At 66.1% G+C, this 16,696-nt stretch carries 15 protein-coding genes and 1 pseudogene; 9 read left to right on the top strand and 7 right to left on the bottom strand.

All coding sequences use genetic code 11. From position 1 onward, the window contains the following. The 6 genes from msrQ to cysP all read right to left on the bottom strand — a co-directional run. A partial coding sequence (gene msrQ, locus IBX53_RS10225; protein WP_290908780.1) for a protein-methionine-sulfoxide reductase heme-binding subunit MsrQ occupies nucleotides 1-593 on the bottom strand: 593 nt, incomplete at its 3' end. Then, complete coding sequence (gene msrP, locus IBX53_RS10220; RefSeq protein WP_290908778.1) at nucleotides 593-1,609, bottom strand: protein-methionine-sulfoxide reductase catalytic subunit MsrP; 1,017 nt, start codon at nucleotides 1,607-1,609, stop codon at nucleotides 593-595. The genes msrP and msrQ, both read right to left, overlap by 1 nt. Before the next feature lie 97 nt (nucleotides 1,610-1,706). Next, nucleotides 1,707-2,807, bottom strand: coding sequence for a TOBE-like domain-containing protein (locus IBX53_RS10215; protein ID WP_290908776.1), 1,101 nt, complete (start codon nucleotides 2,805-2,807; stop codon nucleotides 1,707-1,709). Further along, nucleotides 2,804-3,631, bottom strand: a complete 828-nt coding sequence (gene cysW, locus IBX53_RS10210) for a sulfate ABC transporter permease subunit CysW (RefSeq protein ID WP_290908775.1) — start codon at nucleotides 3,629-3,631, stop codon at nucleotides 2,804-2,806. Before cysW ends, IBX53_RS10215 begins: the two co-directional genes overlap by 4 nt. Further along, the gene (cysT, locus tag IBX53_RS10205; RefSeq protein ID WP_290908773.1) at nucleotides 3,631-4,494 is read right to left on the bottom strand and encodes a sulfate ABC transporter permease subunit CysT; all 864 of its coding nucleotides are present in this window, start codon (nucleotides 4,492-4,494) and stop codon (nucleotides 3,631-3,633) included. The genes cysW and cysT overlap by 1 nt, the downstream gene beginning before the upstream one ends. 32 nt (nucleotides 4,495-4,526) lie before the next feature. After that, nucleotides 4,527-5,537, bottom strand: a complete 1,011-nt coding sequence (cysP, locus tag IBX53_RS10200) for a thiosulfate ABC transporter substrate-binding protein CysP (RefSeq protein ID WP_290908771.1) — start codon at nucleotides 5,535-5,537, stop codon at nucleotides 4,527-4,529. Between the two features lie 184 nt (nucleotides 5,538-5,721). On the opposite strand from cysP, the gene rpe reads away from it, so the two are divergent. The 9 genes from rpe (at nucleotide 5,722) to IBX53_RS10155 (ending at nucleotide 16,297) form a co-directional block, all read left to right on the top strand. Then, complete coding sequence (gene rpe / locus IBX53_RS10195; protein ID WP_290908769.1) at nucleotides 5,722-6,423, top strand: ribulose-phosphate 3-epimerase; 702 nt, start codon at nucleotides 5,722-5,724, stop codon at nucleotides 6,421-6,423. Nucleotides 6,424-6,427: 4 nt separating this feature from the next. Beyond that, nucleotides 6,428-6,748, top strand: coding sequence for a GIY-YIG nuclease family protein (locus IBX53_RS10190; RefSeq protein ID WP_290908767.1), 321 nt, complete (start codon nucleotides 6,428-6,430; stop codon nucleotides 6,746-6,748). After that, nucleotides 6,733-7,527 carry a phosphoglycolate phosphatase gene (gene gph, locus IBX53_RS10185; RefSeq protein ID WP_290908765.1) on the top strand — a complete coding sequence of 265 codons (795 nt, stop codon included), beginning with the start codon at nucleotides 6,733-6,735 and terminating at the stop codon, nucleotides 7,525-7,527. Before IBX53_RS10190 ends, gph begins: the two co-directional genes overlap by 16 nt. 274 nt (nucleotides 7,528-7,801) lie before the next feature. After that, nucleotides 7,802-9,298, top strand: coding sequence for an anthranilate synthase component I (gene trpE, locus IBX53_RS10180; protein ID WP_290908784.1), 1,497 nt, complete (start codon nucleotides 7,802-7,804; stop codon nucleotides 9,296-9,298). A gap of 18 nt (nucleotides 9,299-9,316) precedes the next feature. After that, complete coding sequence (locus IBX53_RS10175) at nucleotides 9,317-9,925, top strand: aminodeoxychorismate/anthranilate synthase component II (RefSeq protein WP_290908764.1); 609 nt, start codon at nucleotides 9,317-9,319, stop codon at nucleotides 9,923-9,925. Nucleotides 9,926-9,941: 16 nt separating this feature from the next. Then, nucleotides 9,942-10,967: an anthranilate phosphoribosyltransferase gene (gene trpD, locus IBX53_RS10170; protein ID WP_290908782.1), complete on the top strand. Its 1,026-nt coding sequence runs from the start codon at nucleotides 9,942-9,944 to the stop codon at nucleotides 10,965-10,967. A 40-nt stretch (nucleotides 10,968-11,007) separates the two neighbouring features. Next, entirely contained in the window at nucleotides 11,008-11,826 is an 819-nt protein-coding gene (gene trpC, locus IBX53_RS10165) for an indole-3-glycerol phosphate synthase TrpC (RefSeq protein ID WP_290908762.1), read from the top strand. A 285-nt stretch (nucleotides 11,827-12,111) separates the two neighbouring features. Continuing rightward, nucleotides 12,112-13,194 (top strand): efflux RND transporter periplasmic adaptor subunit, encoded by a 1,083-nt coding sequence (locus IBX53_RS10160; protein ID WP_290908761.1) that lies wholly within the window; start codon nucleotides 12,112-12,114, stop codon nucleotides 13,192-13,194. 34 nt (nucleotides 13,195-13,228) lie between these two features. After that, on the top strand, nucleotides 13,229-16,297 hold the full coding sequence (locus IBX53_RS10155; RefSeq protein ID WP_290908759.1) for an efflux RND transporter permease subunit: 3,069 nt from the start codon (nucleotides 13,229-13,231) through the stop codon (nucleotides 16,295-16,297). A gap of 63 nt (nucleotides 16,298-16,360) precedes the next feature. On the opposite strand, the pseudogene IBX53_RS10150 reads toward IBX53_RS10155, so the two are convergent. Then, nucleotides 16,361-16,696, bottom strand: a pseudogene (locus tag IBX53_RS10150) (FAD-binding oxidoreductase); the annotation flags it as partial.

The raw sequence follows: 16,696 nt of genomic DNA, 5'->3' as shown, positions 1-16,696 counted from the left end.
CTAGGCAGCGTGCGAGCCACCGGCGGCAGGCGGGTCGCCATGACCAGGGTGGCGATGACGGCATACATCGCCCACTCTCCGAGGTCGGCACGTACCACCCAGAAGAAGTGCAACAGTATCAGCCCCAGGATGGGGTAGGAGAGTCTGTGCAGAGGCTTCCAGCGTTTGCCCAGGCGGCGCATTGCCCAGCGGTTGGACGTGGCGCCCAGCACGGCAAGGCCAATCAGCGCCAGCATGCCGACGATAATGTAGGGTCGTTTCACCAGCTCGCTACCCAGCAGGGCCCAGTCCAGCCCCAGAATGAACAGGGCGTAGCTGAGCATGTGCAGGGTGGCGTAGGCGAGCGCCCAGAGGCCAAGCTGGCGCCGAATCAGGGCAAAGCCCTTCCAGCGTGTGAGCTTGGTCAGCGGCGTCAGGCTCAGGGTGAGCAGCAACATCCACAGCGCGCCGAGGCCGATATTCAGCACCAGGTAACGACCCGGCTCGGGGCCAGCCGCATTGGCGGCAACCTGCCAGCCCCATGCCAGGAGCGGTGTGAGCGCCGCCAGGAAGACACCCACGCGCCAGATCAGCCATACGCGCTGCGCTGGCATCAGTAGTTTTTCCTCAGATCCAGGCCCGCGTAGAGCTCGGCGACGTCATCGGCGTAGCCATTGAACATCAGGGTGTCGATGGTATTGGGGCGGAAGAGGCTGTTGGGCAAGCGACGCTCGGTGGCCTGGCTCCAGCGGGGGTGGTCGACCTCGGGGTTCACGTTGGCGTAGAAGCCGTACTCATTGGGGGCGATCAGCTGCCAGGTGTTCATCGGCGGCTCCTCGACCAGCGAGATGCGCACGATGGACTTGATGCTCTTGAAACCGTACTTCCAGGGCACCACCAGCCGCAGGGGAGCACCGTTCTGGTTGGGCAGTTCACGACCGTACATGCCCAGGGCGAGCAGTGTCAGAGGGTGCATGGCTTCGTCCAGGCGCAGCCCCTCCACGTAGGGCCAGTCGATCAGCGAGAATGATGAGCGCTGCCCCGGCATCTGCTCCGGGTCGACCAGGGTTTCAAAGCGGACGTAGTTGGCCTTGCTGGTGGGCTCGGCGGGCTTGATCACGTCGGCCAGGGGAACGCCCAGCCAGGGAATGACCATCGACCATGCCTCGACGCAGCGCAGGCGATAGATACGCTCCTCGAACTGCGATGGCCTGGCGATATCCTCGAGGGAAAAGCGGCCACCGTTGTTGACCTCGCCATCCACCACCACGCTCCAGGGCTCGGTCTTCAAACTACCTGCACGGCGCGCGGGGTCGGTCTTGTCGGCGCCAAATTCGTAGAAGTTGTTGTAGCCGCTGGCATCATCGAAGGGGGTCAGCGTGTCTTTGTCGGGGTCGCGTGGAGTGATGGCCTGCCACTCGGTTGCGCTGATCTTTTCCTTCAGCCACGCCGGGGCATTGCCCTCGGGGACATCCGAATAGTCGGCATTGGCTCGCACGTTGCCGGACAGGGCAAGCCCCGCGCCCAGACCCGCGACACCCCCCATGAACCGTCGGCGTGAGAGATAGATGGACTCAGGCGTCACGTCGAATTCGTGCAAGTCACTCGGCTTGGCGATCTTTATCATCATGCGGTGTCTCCTGCTGGAGATTTGACCCGGGGACGAAGACACAGACCGCCTTGTATATCGCAAAGTTCATCAAGGTGTCGGGGGGAACGCCTGGCTATCAGGCCGTCATGGCCTGTCGCCGCTGTGTGGTTTCAGCGTTGAAGCGGTGCCAGCGCCTCGGAATGACGAAGAGCCGCTGGCCGCGGGTCAGGTCGAGTCGCTCGTAGTCGGCATGGCGCACCGTGGCCAGCCAGGGCTCGCCCAGCCAGTCGGCGGCCAGTTCCACGCGCACCTCGGCCCCCACCGGGGAGATGGCGGTGACGGTGACCGGCAGCCTTGCCTCGGGCGTCGGGGCGGGAGCCAGACGCACCTCGTGGGGGCGCAGCAGCAGCTCCTCGGGTCCATCGGGCAGTGACGCCGAGAGGCGCGCCTCGCCGCAGGTGAGCACCCCGTCACGGACTTCGCCCTCCAGGTGGTTCACGTCGCCCAGGAACTCGAACACGAAGCGGTTGGCCGGCGCCTTGTAGACCGCATCCGGGGTGTCGATCTGTTCGATGCGCCCGTTGCTCATCACCGCCACGCGATCGGAGAGCTCCAGGGCCTCCTCCTGGTCGTGGGTCACGAAGATGCTGGTGAAGCCCAGCTCGTCGTGCAGGTGGCGCAGCCAGCGGCGCAGGTCCTGGCGCACCTTGGCGTCGAGGGCCCCGAAGGGCTCGTCGAGCAGCAGCACGTCGGGGCGCAGGGCGAGTGCCCGTGCCAGGGAGACTCGCTGCTGCTGGCCGCCGGAGAGCTGGGCCGGGTAGCGGTTGGCCAGCGGCTCGAGTTGCACCATCTCCAGGAGGCGGTGGACCCGGGCGCGGATCTCGCCCGTGGTGGGGCGCTGCTTGCGCGGCAGGACCGTGAGCCCAAAGGCCACGTTGTCGAACACCGTCATGTGGCGAAACAGCGCATAGTGCTGGAAGACGAAGCCGATGCGCCGGTCGCGGACGTGCACCTGGGTGACGTCGCGGTCGCCGAAGAGGATGCGCGCACCGCTATCGGGGTCGGCGCTCTCCAGGCCCGCGATGATGCGCAGCAGGGTGGTCTTGCCGGAGCCGGAGGGGCCGAGCAGGCCGATCAGCTCGCCGTCATGGATGTCGAGGTTCACCGGCTCCAGCGCCTGGGTGCGCTGCCGGCCGGCGTCGAAGTGCTTGCCGATATTCTGCAGGCGAATGCTCATGGATGGGCCTCCTGGCGCGCGGCGCGCCATTCCAGCGTGGCCTTGGCGGCCAGGGTGAGCAGGGCGATCAGCGCCAGCAGGGCGGCGCTGGCGAAGGCCCCGACGGTGTTGTAGTCCTGGTAGAGCTGCTCCAGGTGGAGCGGCAGGGTGTTGGTCTGCCCACGGATGGCCCCCGAGACCACCGAGACGGCACCGAACTCGCCCACCGCCCGGGCATTGGTGAGGATCACCCCGTAGAGCAGCGCCCAGCGGATATTGGGCAGGGTCACCCGGCGAAAGATCGTCCAGCCCGGCGCGCCGAGGGTCACGGCGGCCTCCTCCTCGCGGGAGCCCTGGGCCTGCATCAGCGGGATCAGCTCCCGGGCCACGAAGGGGCAGGTGACGAAGATGGTCACCATCAGGATGCCCGGCCAGGCGAACATCAGCTGGATGTCGTGGCCGTCGAGCCAGCCGCCCAGCCAGCCGTTGCGGCCATACAGCAGCAGGTAGACCAGGCCCGCCACCACCGGCGAGACCGCGAAGGGGATATCGATCAGGGTCTGCAGCACGCGCCGGCCGGGGAAGGAGAAGCGGGTCACCAGCCAGGCCAGGGCCACGCCGAACACCAGGCAGACCGGGATGGTCAGCGCCGTGATGAACAGCGTCAGGCCGATGGCGCGCAGGGTGTAGTGGTCACTGACATTGCTCCAGAAGACCCCCACCCCCTGGGCGAAGGCCTGGGCGAAGATCGCCACCAGCGGCAGCAGCAGGAAGAGCGCGGCCAGCAACAGGGCCGCGGCGACCAGGGTGCGGCGCACCGCCGGGGCATCACCGATCCGTTGCATCAGCCGCGTCCTCCATGCAGGCGCTTGATGAAGCGCCCTTGCCAGATGTTGATGGCCAGCAGCAGCGCCAGCGAGACGAAGAGCACCACCGAGGCGATGGCCGAGGCGCCGGCGTAGTCATACTCCTGCAGGCGCACGAAGATCATCAGGGCGGTGATCTCGGTCTCGTAGGGCATGTTGCCGGCGATGAAGATGATCGCTCCGAACTCGCCCAGGGAGCGCACGAAGGCCAGGCCCGTACCGGTGACCAGTGCCGGCCAGAGGTGGGGCAGGATCACCCGCCGAAAGGCACTGCCGTCACTGGCACCCAGGGTCAGCGCGGCCTCGTCGACCTCCACTGGCAGGTCCTCCAGCACCGGCTGCACGGTGCGCACCACGAAGGGAATGCTGGTGAAGGCCATGGCCAGCGCGATGCCCACCCAGGTGTAGGCTACCTGCAGCCCCAGCGGCTCCAGCAGCCGACCCATCCAGCCGTTGCTGGAGTAGAGGGTGGCCAGGGTGATGCCGGCCACCGCCGTGGGCAGGGCGAAGGGGAGGTCCATCAGGGCATCGAGCAGGCGCTTGCCGGGAAACTCGTAGCGAACCAGCACCCAGGCCAGCAGCAGCCCGAAGGCGGCGTTGACCAGCGCGGCCACCGCGGCGGCGCCGATGGTGACCGTGTAGCTGGCCACCACCCGGCCGTCGCTGATGATCGCCCAGTACTCGGCGAGGCTCAGCCCGGCCAGCTGGCCGAATAGCCCGGTCATCGGCAGCAGCAGCACCAGCGACACGAACAGCAGGCTCACGCCCAGCGACAGGCCGAATCCCGGCAGCACCCGCTTGGGGGCGCGGCCGATGGCGAAGGGAAGGGCGCGGATGCTCATGGGCCTGGTTCGTCTCCGATGGCTCGGGTGGCTCAGCGGCGCTGCAGCTGGTCGAGCAGGCCGCCGCCAGCGAAGTGGTCTTCCATGGCGGCTTCCCAGCTGCCGAAGATCTCCTCGACGCGCAAGAGCTCGGTCTCGGGGAAGGCGTCGGCGAACTCCTCGACCACCGCCTCGTGGTGCACGCGGTAGTTGAAGCCGGCGAGCTGGCGCTGGGCCTCCTCGCTGTAGAGGTACTCCACGTAGGCCTGGGCCAGGTCAAGGTTGCCGTTACGCTCGGCGTTGGGTTCGACCACGGCCACCGGAAACTCGGCCAGAATGCTGACCGGTGGCACGATCACCTCGTAGTCGTCGCTGCCGTACTCGCCGCGGATGTTGTTGACCTCGGACTCGAAGCTGATCAGCACATCGCCCAGGCCGCGCTCGATGAAGCTGGTGGTGGCGCCGCGGCCGCCGGTATCGAACACCGCCACGTTGCGCAGGAAGGTGCGCATGAAGTCGTGGACCTGCTCCTCGTCGCCATCGAAGTGCTGGTCGGCGAAGCCCCAGGCGGCCAGGTAGGTGTAGCGGCCGTTGCCGGAGGTCTTCGGGTTGGGGAAGACCATGCGGACGTCCTCGCGCACCAGGTCATCCCAGCTCTCGATGCCCTTGGGGTTGTCCTTGCGCACCAGGAAGGCGGTGGTGGAGTAATAGGGCGAGGCGCTGTTGGGCAGCGCCTCCTGCCACGCCTCGTCCACCAGGCCGCCGTCGGCCAGGGCCTGGACGTCGGTGACCTGGTTGTAGGTCACCACGTCGGCGCGCAGCCCCTGCAGGATGGCGCGGGCCTGGGCGGAAGAGCCGCCATGGGACTGGCTGACCGCCACCTCCTCGCCCTGGGTCTCCTGCCAGTGGGCGATGAAGTCGGGGTTGATCGCCGCGAACAGCTCCCGGGCGATATCATAGGAGGAGTTGAGCAGCTCGCGCTCGGCAGCCAGGGCCGGGCCGGTCAGGCCGGCGCCCAGGGCGATGGCGAGCAGGGAGCGCTGGAAAAACGGGCGCAGGGTCATGGGGTCTCTCCGGAATTCGTGGGCATTGCGGGAAGAGTAAATGTGGATAAAGGTAATTACAACGATATTTTTTATTCTATTTTGAGCTATTCCTCTGCTCAGGCGGCATCGCCCTTCGCGCTGCCCTGATTCGGCGGCTCTGATAGAATATGCACTCTCCGCAAGCGACCGCCTGGACCCTCCCATGACCGATGCGACCCGTGATTTCCTGATCGCCCCCTCGATCCTCTCCGCCGACTTCGCGCGCCTGGGCGAGGAGGTGGACGACGTCCTGGCCTCCGGTGCCGACATCGTTCACTTCGATGTGATGGACAACCACTATGTACCCAACCTGACCATCGGTCCCATGGTCTGCGAGGCGCTGCGCAAGCATGGCGTCACGGCCCCCATCGACGTGCACCTGATGGTGCGTCCCGTGGATCGGCTGATCGGCGACTTCATCGACGCCGGAGCCAGCATCATCACCTTCCACCCCGAGGCCTCGGACCACATCGACCGCTCGCTGCAGCTGATCCGCGACGGCGGCTGCCGGGCCGGCCTGGTGTTCAACCCGGCCACGCCGCTGTCGTATCTCGACTATGTGATGGACAAGGTGGACATGGTGCTGCTGATGAGCGTGAACCCCGGCTTCGGCGGTCAGTCCTTCATTCCCGGTACCCTGGACAAGCTGCGCGAGGCGCGCCGGCGCATCGGCGCCTGTGGCCGTGACATTCGCCTGGAGATCGATGGCGGGGTAAAGGTCGACAACATCGCCGAGATCGCCCGGGCCGGCGCCGACACCTTCGTGGCCGGTTCGGCGGTGTTCAAGGCCCGCAACCCGGCGGACCCGCACCGCTATGACGGCGTGATGCGCGACTTCCGCGAGCAACTGGCCGGCGTGCGCTGAGCCGGTGAGCGATGAGCCGAGAGGGCGCTACGAGCCGATCTGGCACCTCTATCTGCTGGAGACGGCAGGTGGGGCGCTCTACACCGGCATCACCACCGACGTCGACCGGCGCCTGGCCGAGCACGCCGCCGGTCGCGGCGCCAAGGCCCTGCGCGGCAAGGGTCCCCTGACCCTGCGCCACCGCGAGCCGGTGGGCAGCCACGGCGACGCACTGCGCCGGGAGGCCGAGATCAAGCGACTATCGGCCGCCGGCAAGCGGGCCTGGCTCGATGCCAGGGCCACGGCACCGGGACACCACGAGGAGAGCCGATGCACCCCATCCTGAACGACATTCGTCTGGTCGCCTTCGACCTGGACGGCACCCTGATCGACTCGGTGCCCGACCTGGCGCTGGCGGTGGACGCGGCCCTGAAGGAGCTCGGCCTGCCCGCCGCCGGCGAGGCGAGGGTGCGTGACTGGGTCGGCAACGGCTCGCTGGTATTGATGGAGCGCGCGCTGCGGTTCGCAACGTATGCCAGCGAGGCGCCGGGGACTGATCATAGAGGGGGTCCTATGCCAGGGACGGCATCGGTAGCGCCCAGGGAGGGGTTCACAGCGCCCCCTCGTAGATCAGTCGCCGGGTCAGCCTCGCCTGCCACTGCTGGTGAGGTCGACAAGACCCTGTTGGAGCGCGCGCATTCGGCGTTTCTGGCGCACTATGGCCGCGACCCCGGCGCCCATACCCGGCTCTACCCCGGCGTGCGCGACTGCCTCGATGCCCTGCGTCGCCGCGGCCTGCCGCTGGCGCTGGTGACCAACAAGCCCTTCGCCTTTATCGCCCCGCTGCTGGAGGGGCTCGAGCTCGCCGAGCACTTCGCCCTCTGCCTGGGCGGCGACAGCCTGCCGGAGAAGAAGCCCCATCCGGCGCCGCTGCTGCACGTGGCCAGCCACTTCGGCCTGGCCCCGCAGGCCTGCCTGATGGTGGGGGACTCCCGTCACGATATCGCCGCCGGCCGGGCGGCGGGGTTTCGCACCCTGGCGGTGCCCTACGGGTACAACCACGGCGAGCCGGTGCGCCAGAGCGGCCCGGATGGCGTGGTTGAATCGCTCGTGGAACTCGTTTAACGTGATTTCGGCTTAACGCTATAAGCGCGGCCTGATCAATATGTTATTGCTATAAGAAGCGGAAGCCTGTCGATGATCAGCCCCATCCTGTCGGATACCTGCTTTCCCTTCGGTGGCCACCCGGCCTCCGAGCCCCGTCTGTCCCGCTCGCCTGTCCGCGGCGGCTGGCGATGGTGACGCTTTCCCCATGTTGAGCCGCGGCGCTGGCTACCGCCAGGTCGCGCCGCCCTGCGCCCCATCGCCAACCCCGATATACCGAGGATTTCCGGGCATGATGACTCCCGAACGCTTCCGTGAGCTGGCCGACGCCGGCTACAACCGTATCCCGGTCACCCGCGAGGTGCTGGCCGATCTCGACACCCCGCTTTCCACCTACCTCAAGCTGGCCAACCGCCCCTGGTCCTTCCTGCTGGAGTCGGTGCAGGGCGGCGAGAAGTGGGGACGCTACTCGATCATCGGGCTGCCCAGTCGCGAGCGCATCGAGGTGCGCGGCTTCACGGTCAGCCACTACGTGGATGACGAATTGCAGGGCGCCGGCGAGGTGGAGGACCCGCTGGCCTGGATCGAGCAGTTCCAGGGCCGCTTCAGGGTGCCGTGCCTCGACGACCAGCCGCGTTTCGACGGGGGCCTCGTGGGCTACTTCGGCTATGACACCATCCGCTACATCGAGCCGCGCCTGCGCAGCGCGGCGGCCGCGGCCAAGCCCGACCCGCTGGGCGTGCCGGACATCCTGCTGATGGTGTGCGACGAGCTGGTGGTGTTCGACAACCTTTCCGGGCGCCTCGCGCTGTGGACCCACGCCGACCCCGCCGAGCCCGAGGCCTATCACCGCGCCATTCATCGCCTCGAGGAACTGGAGATCCGCCTGCGCAGCGCCACCCTCAACACCATCAGCCCCGGCTCCGGCGGCGCCGCGGTGGAGGAGGGCGACTTCACCTCCGGCTTTACCGAGGCGGGCTTCAAGGCCGCGGTGGAGACCATCAAGGAGTACGTGCTGGCCGGCGACGTCATGCAGTGCGTCCCCTCCCAGCGCATGTCGATTCCCTATCGCGCCGCCCCCCTGGACCTCTACCGCGCCCTGCGCAGCCTCAATCCCTCGCCCTACATGTTCTTCCTCGACCTCGGCGACCACCAGGTGGCCGGCTCCTCGCCGGAGATCCTCACGCGCCTGGAGGAGGGCGAGGTGACGGTGCGGCCCATCGCCGGCACCCGCAAGCGCGGGCGCAGCGAGGAGGAGGATCGGGCCCTGGAGGCGGAGCTGCTGGCCGATCCCAAGGAGCGCGCCGAGCACCTCATGCTGATCGACCTCGGCCGCAACGACGTGGGGCGCATCAGCGAGACCGGCTCGGTGAAGGTCACCGAGGAGATGGCAGTGGAGCGTTACTCCCACGTCATGCATATCGTCTCCAACGTCACCGGCAGGCTGAAGCCGGGGCTGACCGCCATGGACGCCCTGCGTGCCACCTTCCCGGCGGGCACCGTCTCGGGTGCGCCCAAGATCCGGGCGCTGGAGATCATCGACGAGCTGGAGCCGGTCAAGCGCGGCATCTATTCCGGGGCCGTGGGCTATCTCTCCTGGCATGGCAATATGGACACCGCCATCGCCATTCGCACCGCAGTGATCAAGGACGGCCAGCTGCACGTCCAGGCCGGCGCCGGCATCGTCGCCGACTCGGTGCCCGAGATGGAGTGGCAGGAGACCCTCAACAAGGGGCGTGCCCTGTTCCGCGCCGTGGCGATGGCCGAGCGCGGCCTGGACAACCTCGAATAAGGCGCCGGAGAGAGACCCATGAAAGTCTGCATGATCGACAACTACGACAGCTTCACCTTCAACGTGGTGCAGTATCTTGGGGAGCTTGGCGCCGAGGTGGAGACCCACCGCAACGACGCCATCACCCTCGAGCAGATCGAGGCGATGGCGCCCACCCACCTGGTGATCTCGCCGGGACCCTGTACCCCCAACGAGGCGGGCGTCTCCATGGACGCCATCCGCCACTTCGCCGGGCGTCTGCCGATTCTCGGCATCTGCCTGGGCCACCAGGCCATCGGCCAGGTCTATGGTGGCGAGGTGGTGCGTGCTCCCCAGGTGATGCACGGCAAGACCTCGGCCATCCGCCACGCCGGTCAGGGGGTGTTCGAGGGGCTGGAGAATCCGCTGCAGGTGACCCGCTACCACTCCCTGGTGGTGGCCCGTGACTCGCTGCCCGAGTGCCTGGAGGTCACCGCCTGGACCGATGACGACGACGTCACCCCGGGGCTGATCATGGGCCTGCGCCACCGCAAGCTCGACGTGGAGGGCGTGCAGTTCCACCCCGAGTCGATCCTCACCCGCCAGGGGCACGAGCTGCTGGCCAACTTCCTGAAACGTCGCCCCCAGGCGTCGCTGGGCCATGCCTGAGTCGAGGAGAACCATGATGCAGATGCGAGATGCCCTCGGCGCCCTGATGCGCCGTGAGAACCTGGCCTTCGCCGAGACCCATGAGGTGATGCGCCAGATCATGACCGGGGAGACCGGCGACGCCCAGATCGCCGCCTTCCTGATGGGCATGGCCATGAAGGGCGAGACCGCCGAGGAGATCAGCGCCGCCGCCCAGGTGATGCGCGAGCTGATGAAGCCGGTGCAGCTGCCGGCCCGGCTCGAGAACGTGGTGGATATCGTCGGCACCGGCGGCGATGGCGCCAACCTGTTCAACGTTTCCACCGCGGCCAGCTTCGTGGTGGCGGCGGCCGGCGGCCACGTGGCCAAGCACGGCAACCGCGGCGTCTCCTCCTCGTCGGGCAGCGCCGATCTCTTCGCGGTGGCCGGTATTCACCTCGATCTCGACGCCGAGCAGGTGGCGCGCTGCATCGAGCAGGTGGGCGTAGGGTTCATGTTCGCCCCCAACCACCACCCGGCCATGCGCTACGCCGTGGCGCCGCGCCGCGAGATGGGCGTGCGCACCCTGTTCAATATCCTCGGCCCCTTGACCAACCCGGCCGGCGCACCTAACCAGGTGCTGGGTGTCTACTCGCCGGAGCTGGTGCCGCTGATGGCCGAGGTGCTGCGCCGCCTGGGCAGCCGCCACGTGCTGGTGGTGCACGCCGAGGATGGCCTCGATGAGATCTCCCTGGCCCAGCCGACCCTGGTGGCTGAGCTCAGGGAAGGCGAGGTCCATGAGTACGTGATCACCCCGGAGGCGCTGGGCATTGCCCGCCAGTCGCTGGACCCGCTGCGGGTGCAGTCCGCCGAGGACAGCCTGCGCCTGGTGGAGCAGGCCCTGGTCGGCGAAGGCCCCGCGGCGGATATCGTGTCGCTGAACGCCGGTGCGGCCCTCTACGTCTCTGACGTGGCCGACAGCCTCAAGGAGGGGGTGACCCTGGCCCAGGACGCCCAGGCCTCGAAGCTGCCCCTGGAGAAGCTCAGGGAACTGGCCAACTTCACCCGCGTCTTCCTGCAGTGAGCGCACCCCCTCTCTGGGCACCCCCACAAGGAGTTAATCGATGAGCGCATCACCGGGGGCGACCCCCACCATCCTGACCCGCATTCTGGCGCGCAAGGACGAGGAGGTGGCCGAGCGCTCCCGTGCCGTGCCCGAAGCCGAGCTGCTTCGCCTGGCCGCCGCGCAGAGCGCGCCACGCGGCTTCGTGGCGGCCATGCAGCGCATGATCGCCGCCGGCGACCCGGCGGTGATCGCCGAGATCAAGAAGGCCTCGCCCTCCCGGGGGGTGATCCGCGAGGACTTCCGTCCCGCCGAGATCGCCGCGAGCTACGCCAGGGGGGGCGCCGCCTGCCTCTCGGTGCTCACCGACGCCGACTTCTTCCAGGGCCACGAGGACTACCTGATCGAGGCTCGTGACGCCTGCGACCTGCCGGTGATCCGCAAGGACTTCATTACCCACGGCTACCAGGTGAGCGAGGCCCGGGCCATCGGCGCCGACTGCATCCTGCTGATCGTCGCCGCCCTGGACGACGCCCGGATGGCGGACCTCAACCGCCAGGCCATCGAGCTCGGCATGGACGTGCTGGTGGAGGTCCACGACGCCCGTGAACTCGAGCGGGCGCTCAGGCTGGACCTCTCCCTGGTGGGCATCAACAACCGCGACCTGCATACCTTCGATACCCGCCTGGACACCACCCTGGAGCTGCTGCCGCGGATTCCGAAGGGGGTTACCGTGGTGACAGAATCCGGTATCCATACCCGCGACGACGTGTTGCGCATGCGCGAGCACGACGTCAACGCCTTCCTGGTGGGCGAGGCCTTCATGCGCGAGGCCGACCCCGGTGAGGCGCTGCGCCGGCTCTTTTTCCAGGCGCTTTAGGCTACAGGACATGCCAGCGGGCACTGGGGAGGTACGCCGACGGGAAGAGACGGGAAGAGTAAGCCACAAGCAACGTCCTCATGGCGACGGGGCCCTGACGCGGGACTGTCACATCGGGCGACATCGGGTGACAGTACGACCAGTTGCTGGAGCCATGAGCTGAGCAGTGCCTAAAATAGTTGTACAATAGTTTTACATACGTCTATTGTCTGCCTCATTGAAGCGCCATGACTTCGTGCGTAGTCATGGCGCTGCGCTCAAATCGCCATTTTGGAGGCGCGCACAGTGACGTTGAAAGCTGTCATTCTGACCCTGGCATGGGGCGTGGTAGCCGTTCTGGTTGCAGGAAGTTGGTGGCTGTTTGATGGTGATGCTCGGCATGTCGCTCAGGCTAACGTGGATGCACCGCCTGCCGCGTTGCCGGTGCGTATCGATACCGCGGCGGAAACCCCTACGCTTGCGGGTCGCCGCTTTGTAGGACGCCTCGAACCTGCCAGCACGGTGGATATCGCCTTTCAGATCACCGGCCAGATCCTCGATATTCTCCCCGACGAGGGTGAGCGCGTTCCAGCAGGTAGCTTGCTGGCACGTCTGGATCCTGAAGATTTTGAGCTGGCGCTGGCACGGGCGGAGTCCAACCTGACGCTGACGCGCAGTGAATTTGCGCGCGCCAGCGAGCTGGTATCGCGTGGTGTGACTCCGCCGGCCCAGCTTGACCGTCCTCAGGCCGAGTTGACCCAGGCCAGGATCAGCGTTGACGAGTCGCGCCGGGCACTCGATCAGACCAACATCCATGCGCCCTTCGAGGCGATGTTGGCCCGACGCCTGGCCGAACCCTATGCGAATGTCACTCCGGCGGTTCCGGTGCTACGTCTTCAGGATGTCAGCCGCCTCTATGCTTCGATCAGCTTGCCTGAAGAGCTGGCCCAGGCAGTGCGCAACATGCCCGATGACTTCGATGCGGTGGTGTACTTTGCCGCCCTTCCGGGGCTTGCGGTGCCACTCTCCCTCGGACGCTTCGTCACTGAAGCCGACCCAGTCGCGCAAACCTATGAGGTCAAGCTACTACTGACAGAGAGCGACCCACGCCTTTTGCCGGGGATGACCGCCACAGTCGAGGTGCGCCCAAGAATCCCGCAGTCCGCGGTGACAGTCCCCATGGGCGCGATTGATGCCACATCGTCACCGACGCCGAGCGTTTGGGTGATCGGCGCCGACGACAGGGTCACACGGCAGCCCGTGCAGCTGGGGCTGCCGTTGGGTGATCGTGTGGTGGTGCTCGAGGGACTCGTTGCCGGCGACAGAGTGGTCGCTGCCGGGTGGCGGCAGCTCACCCCGGGCGATGTCGTTCGCCCCGCTTCCTTCTGACCTGGGCCAGCAATTCTCGACAGGAGCTACGTTGATGAAACTTGCCGTGCGCTCGATTCGCAGCCCAGTGGTGGTATGGCTGTTGATTCTTGGCTGCCTGATCGGTGGCTTCTGGGGGCTTTCGAGCGTGGGGCGTCTGGAGGATCCGGGGTTCACCCTCAAGACCGCTCTGGTGTTCACCAATTATCCCGGTGCCTCGGCGGAGGTGGTCGAGCGTGAAGTGACCGAAGTGCTGGAAACGGCGATCCAGCGCATGCCGCAGTTGGACTTCCTGGTGTCCGAGTCGCGGCCTGGTATCAGCCAGATCACGGTGGAGATTCAGGATACCTATGGCCCGCGCGAGATGGCGCAGGTCTGGGATGAACTGCGCCGCCGCCTGTCGGATGCCCAGGCCGATCTGCCTTCAGGGGTCTTGCCGCCTGTCGTCAACGATGATTTTGGTGATGTCTATGGCCTCTACTATGCGGTAACGGCACCCGAGTTCAGCGCTGCCGACCAGCGCGAGATCGCTCGCCTCCTGCAACGTGAGCTGCTGACACTTTCGGGTGTGGCGAAGGTGGAGACCCTGGGGCTCCCGGAAGAGGTGGTGCAGGTTGAGGTGCCGTCGGCACGCCTGCGAAGGTTGGGCCTGCCGCCGGATCAAGTATTGGCGCTGCTGTCAGGAGAGGGAGCCATCTTGCCTGAAGGTAGCCTGCGCGCCGAGGATGCACGCCTGCGGCTGAATCTTGCGCCGGGCTATGACACGGTGGCGGGTATCGAGGCGCTGCGTTTGGGTCAGGCCGGTGGAACCGAGCAAATCTCGCTGCTCGATATCGCCACCGTGCGCCGTCTCGAGGCTGAGCAGCCGCGGCAGATCATTCGTCATAACGGTGAGCGGGCTTTCACGATCGGGGTGTCGGTCATCCAGACTGAAAACGTGGTTGATGTGGGCGAGCGCGTGGAGGCGCGCCTGGATGAGCTGCGTGCGAATTTGCCGACAGGTGTGACGCTGTCCCCCATCTATGAACAGCATCGCGTAGTCGATGAGGCGGTCGCTTCTTTCATCAACAGCCTGGCACTCTCCGTGGCTATCGTGATTGCGGCCCTGATGCTCACCATGGGCCTACGGGCGGGAATAGTGGTGGGTGCCACGTTGGGGCTGACAGTGCTGGGTACCTTCTTTTTCATGTCGGTTTTCGGCATCGAGATTGAGCGTATCAGCCTTGGTGCCTTGATTATTGCCATGGGCATGCTGGTGGATAATGCCATTGTGATAGCCGAAGGGATGCTGGTGGGTATGGCCCGCGGCCAGAGTGCCGAGCAGGCCGCCGAAGACGCTGAGAACGCTACGGGCATCCCGCTCCTGGGTGCCACCGTGATCGGCATCATGGCATTTTCGGGCATTGGGCTGTCACCAGATGCCACCGGGGAGTTCCTGTTTTCGCTATTTGCGGTGATTGCCATTTCGCTGCTGCTTTCCTGGCTGCTGGCGCTGACGGTAACTCCCTGGCTTGCCGCGGTGCTGATGCGTGTGCCCAGGAGTGCCAGCCCCGATGTCGATCCTTATCGCGGGCCACTTTACCGTGGCTTTGCCTGGTGCCTGCAAGGCACACTGCGTGCTCGCTGGCTCACTCTCGCCACAGTGATCGTCGTCGTCTTGCTCTCCTTTGCCAGCTTTGGCCTGGTGAAGCAGGCGTTTTTCCCCGTGGCCACTACCCCACTGTTCTATGTTCACTACCAGCTGCCACGTGGGGCCGATATCAATGCTACCGCCCGCGACATGCAGGCGATGGAGGCCATGGTGAGAGCGGACGAACGGGTGACCGACGTGACGACTCTGATTGGCCAAGGCGCGTCGCGTTTCATGCTGACCTATCAGCCGGAGCAGCCCGATCCATCTTATGGCCAGCTGATCGTGCGGGTGTCACAAGCGAGCGAGATCCCCGGGGTAATTGACCGCCTGGACGCTATGCATGAGCGCTTTCCTCAGGGGCAGATGCGATTTGAGCGCATTGTTTTTGGGCCTCCCACCGGGTCTGATGTGGAGGCTCGCCTGTCAGGTGCTGATCCGCTGGTCCTGCGTGAACTCGCCGCAGAGGTGCGTGCGCAGATGGTCGAGTCGGGTGCACTGATCGATCTGCGAACCGATTGGCGTGAGCGTGAGCTGGTGCTCGAACCCGAGGTGGATGAAGCGCGGATGCGGGTTGCTGGGGTCGGGCGTCAAGCCATCGCTGATACACTGCAGTACGCTTCCAGCGGGCTGACCGTCGGTACCTTCCGGGATGGCGACAGCTTGCTGCCGATTCTTGTGCGCGTTCCCGGGGCAGAACGTCAACTTACCGCACAGGCGATGGATCAGTCGGTCTGGTCCGCGGCGGCCAATGCCTATGTGCCCATGTCACAGGTGGTTGCTGACCTCTCCCTGGTACCCAAGGAAGCGGCCATCTTTCGCCGCGACCGCGCTCGCACCCTGACGGTGATGGCTAACGCTGGGCCAGGCTACAACGCCGACAGCGCCTTTCGCGCCGTGCGTGACAGTATCGAAGCGCTGACACTGCCCGACGGCTATCAGCTGGAATGGGGGGGTGAATACGAAAGCGCGTCCGAGGCACAGGCGTCGCTTGGCGCTCAGTTGCCGTTGGGTTTCCTGATCATGTTCGTGATTTCGGTTCTGTTGTTCAACAAGCTTCGCCAGCCGTTGATTCTCTGGCTGGTGGTGCCGATGTCGTTCACCGGCATGGCACTGGGGCTGCTGGTGGCTGGTTTGCCCTTTACCTTCCTGGCCTTGCTGGGGCTGCTTAGCCTCTCCGGTATGGTGATCAAGAATGCCATTATCCTGGTTGAAGAGATCGACGCTCGCATTGCCGCCGGGGCACAGGGCGTCGAGGCCGTGGTTACTGGGACGGTAAGCCGACTGAGGCCGGTGTTGCTGGCGGCGGGCACGACTATCGCGGGGATGATTCCATTGCTGGCTGATGCGTTCTTCGCATCGATGGCGGTGACTATCATGGGAGGGCTCGCATTTGCCTCGGTGCTGACTCTGGTGGTTGTGCCGGTTATCTATGCGCTGATGTTCCGAATTCGCCCCAATCCGCTATTGGAGCGTGGTGCCAAAGCCCCATGAGCAGCTCTTGCTTTGCGTAACATTGGATAGCGAGCCATCCGATGGGCGCCCTACGTTGTGGGCTCAGCCAGCCCGGCGCAGCACCGCAAGCAGCCCCTGCAGCGGGTGGGGCAGGGCGGTGTCGGAGAAGCGCTTCACCTGGCTGCGGCAGGAGTAGCCGGTGGCCAGCAGGCGTCCGGCATTGCCTTCGTCCTCCACCACTGGCTGCCACGACTGGGCGTAGATGGTCCTGGAGGTATCGAGGTTGCGCGCCTCGTGTCCGTAGGTGCCGGACATGCCGCAGCAGCCGGTGGCCACCAGCTCGAGGTCCAGGCCGAAGGCGGCGAACACCTGCTGCCACGCCCTGGGGCTGCCCGGGGCGTTGGTCTTCTCGATGCAGTGGGAGAGCAGCCGATAGCC

The organism is Halomonas sp., assembly GCF_014859505.1.
Classification (GTDB): domain Bacteria; phylum Pseudomonadota; class Gammaproteobacteria; order Pseudomonadales; family Halomonadaceae; genus Halomonas.
Note: the sequence above shows the minus strand (reverse complement) of the source record. Positions and strands in the feature narration are given on the sequence as shown.

Coding starts and splice junctions, on each gene's coding strand:
- cysW (WP_290908775.1), bottom strand. CDS start 3,631: ATGCAACGGATCGGTGATGCCCCGGCGGTGCGCCGCACCCTGGTCGCC.
- trpD (WP_290908782.1), top strand. CDS start 9,942: ATGCAGATGCGAGATGCCCTCGGCGCCCTGATGCGCCGTGAGAACCTG.
- trpC (WP_290908762.1), top strand. CDS start 11,008: ATGAGCGCATCACCGGGGGCGACCCCCACCATCCTGACCCGCATTCTG.
- IBX53_RS10215 (WP_290908776.1), bottom strand. CDS start 2,807: ATGAGCATTCGCCTGCAGAATATCGGCAAGCACTTCGACGCCGGCCGG.
- msrP (WP_290908778.1), bottom strand. CDS start 1,609: ATGATGATAAAGATCGCCAAGCCGAGTGACTTGCACGAATTCGACGTG.
- gph (WP_290908765.1), top strand. CDS start 6,733: ATGCACCCCATCCTGAACGACATTCGTCTGGTCGCCTTCGACCTGGAC.
- IBX53_RS10175 (WP_290908764.1), top strand. CDS start 9,317: ATGAAAGTCTGCATGATCGACAACTACGACAGCTTCACCTTCAACGTG.
- cysP (WP_290908771.1), bottom strand. CDS start 5,537: ATGACCCTGCGCCCGTTTTTCCAGCGCTCCCTGCTCGCCATCGCCCTG.
- trpE (WP_290908784.1), top strand. CDS start 7,802: ATGACTCCCGAACGCTTCCGTGAGCTGGCCGACGCCGGCTACAACCGT.
- cysT (WP_290908773.1), bottom strand. CDS start 4,494: ATGAGCATCCGCGCCCTTCCCTTCGCCATCGGCCGCGCCCCCAAGCGG.
- rpe (WP_290908769.1), top strand. CDS start 5,722: ATGACCGATGCGACCCGTGATTTCCTGATCGCCCCCTCGATCCTCTCC.
- IBX53_RS10155 (WP_290908759.1), top strand. CDS start 13,229: ATGAAACTTGCCGTGCGCTCGATTCGCAGCCCAGTGGTGGTATGGCTG.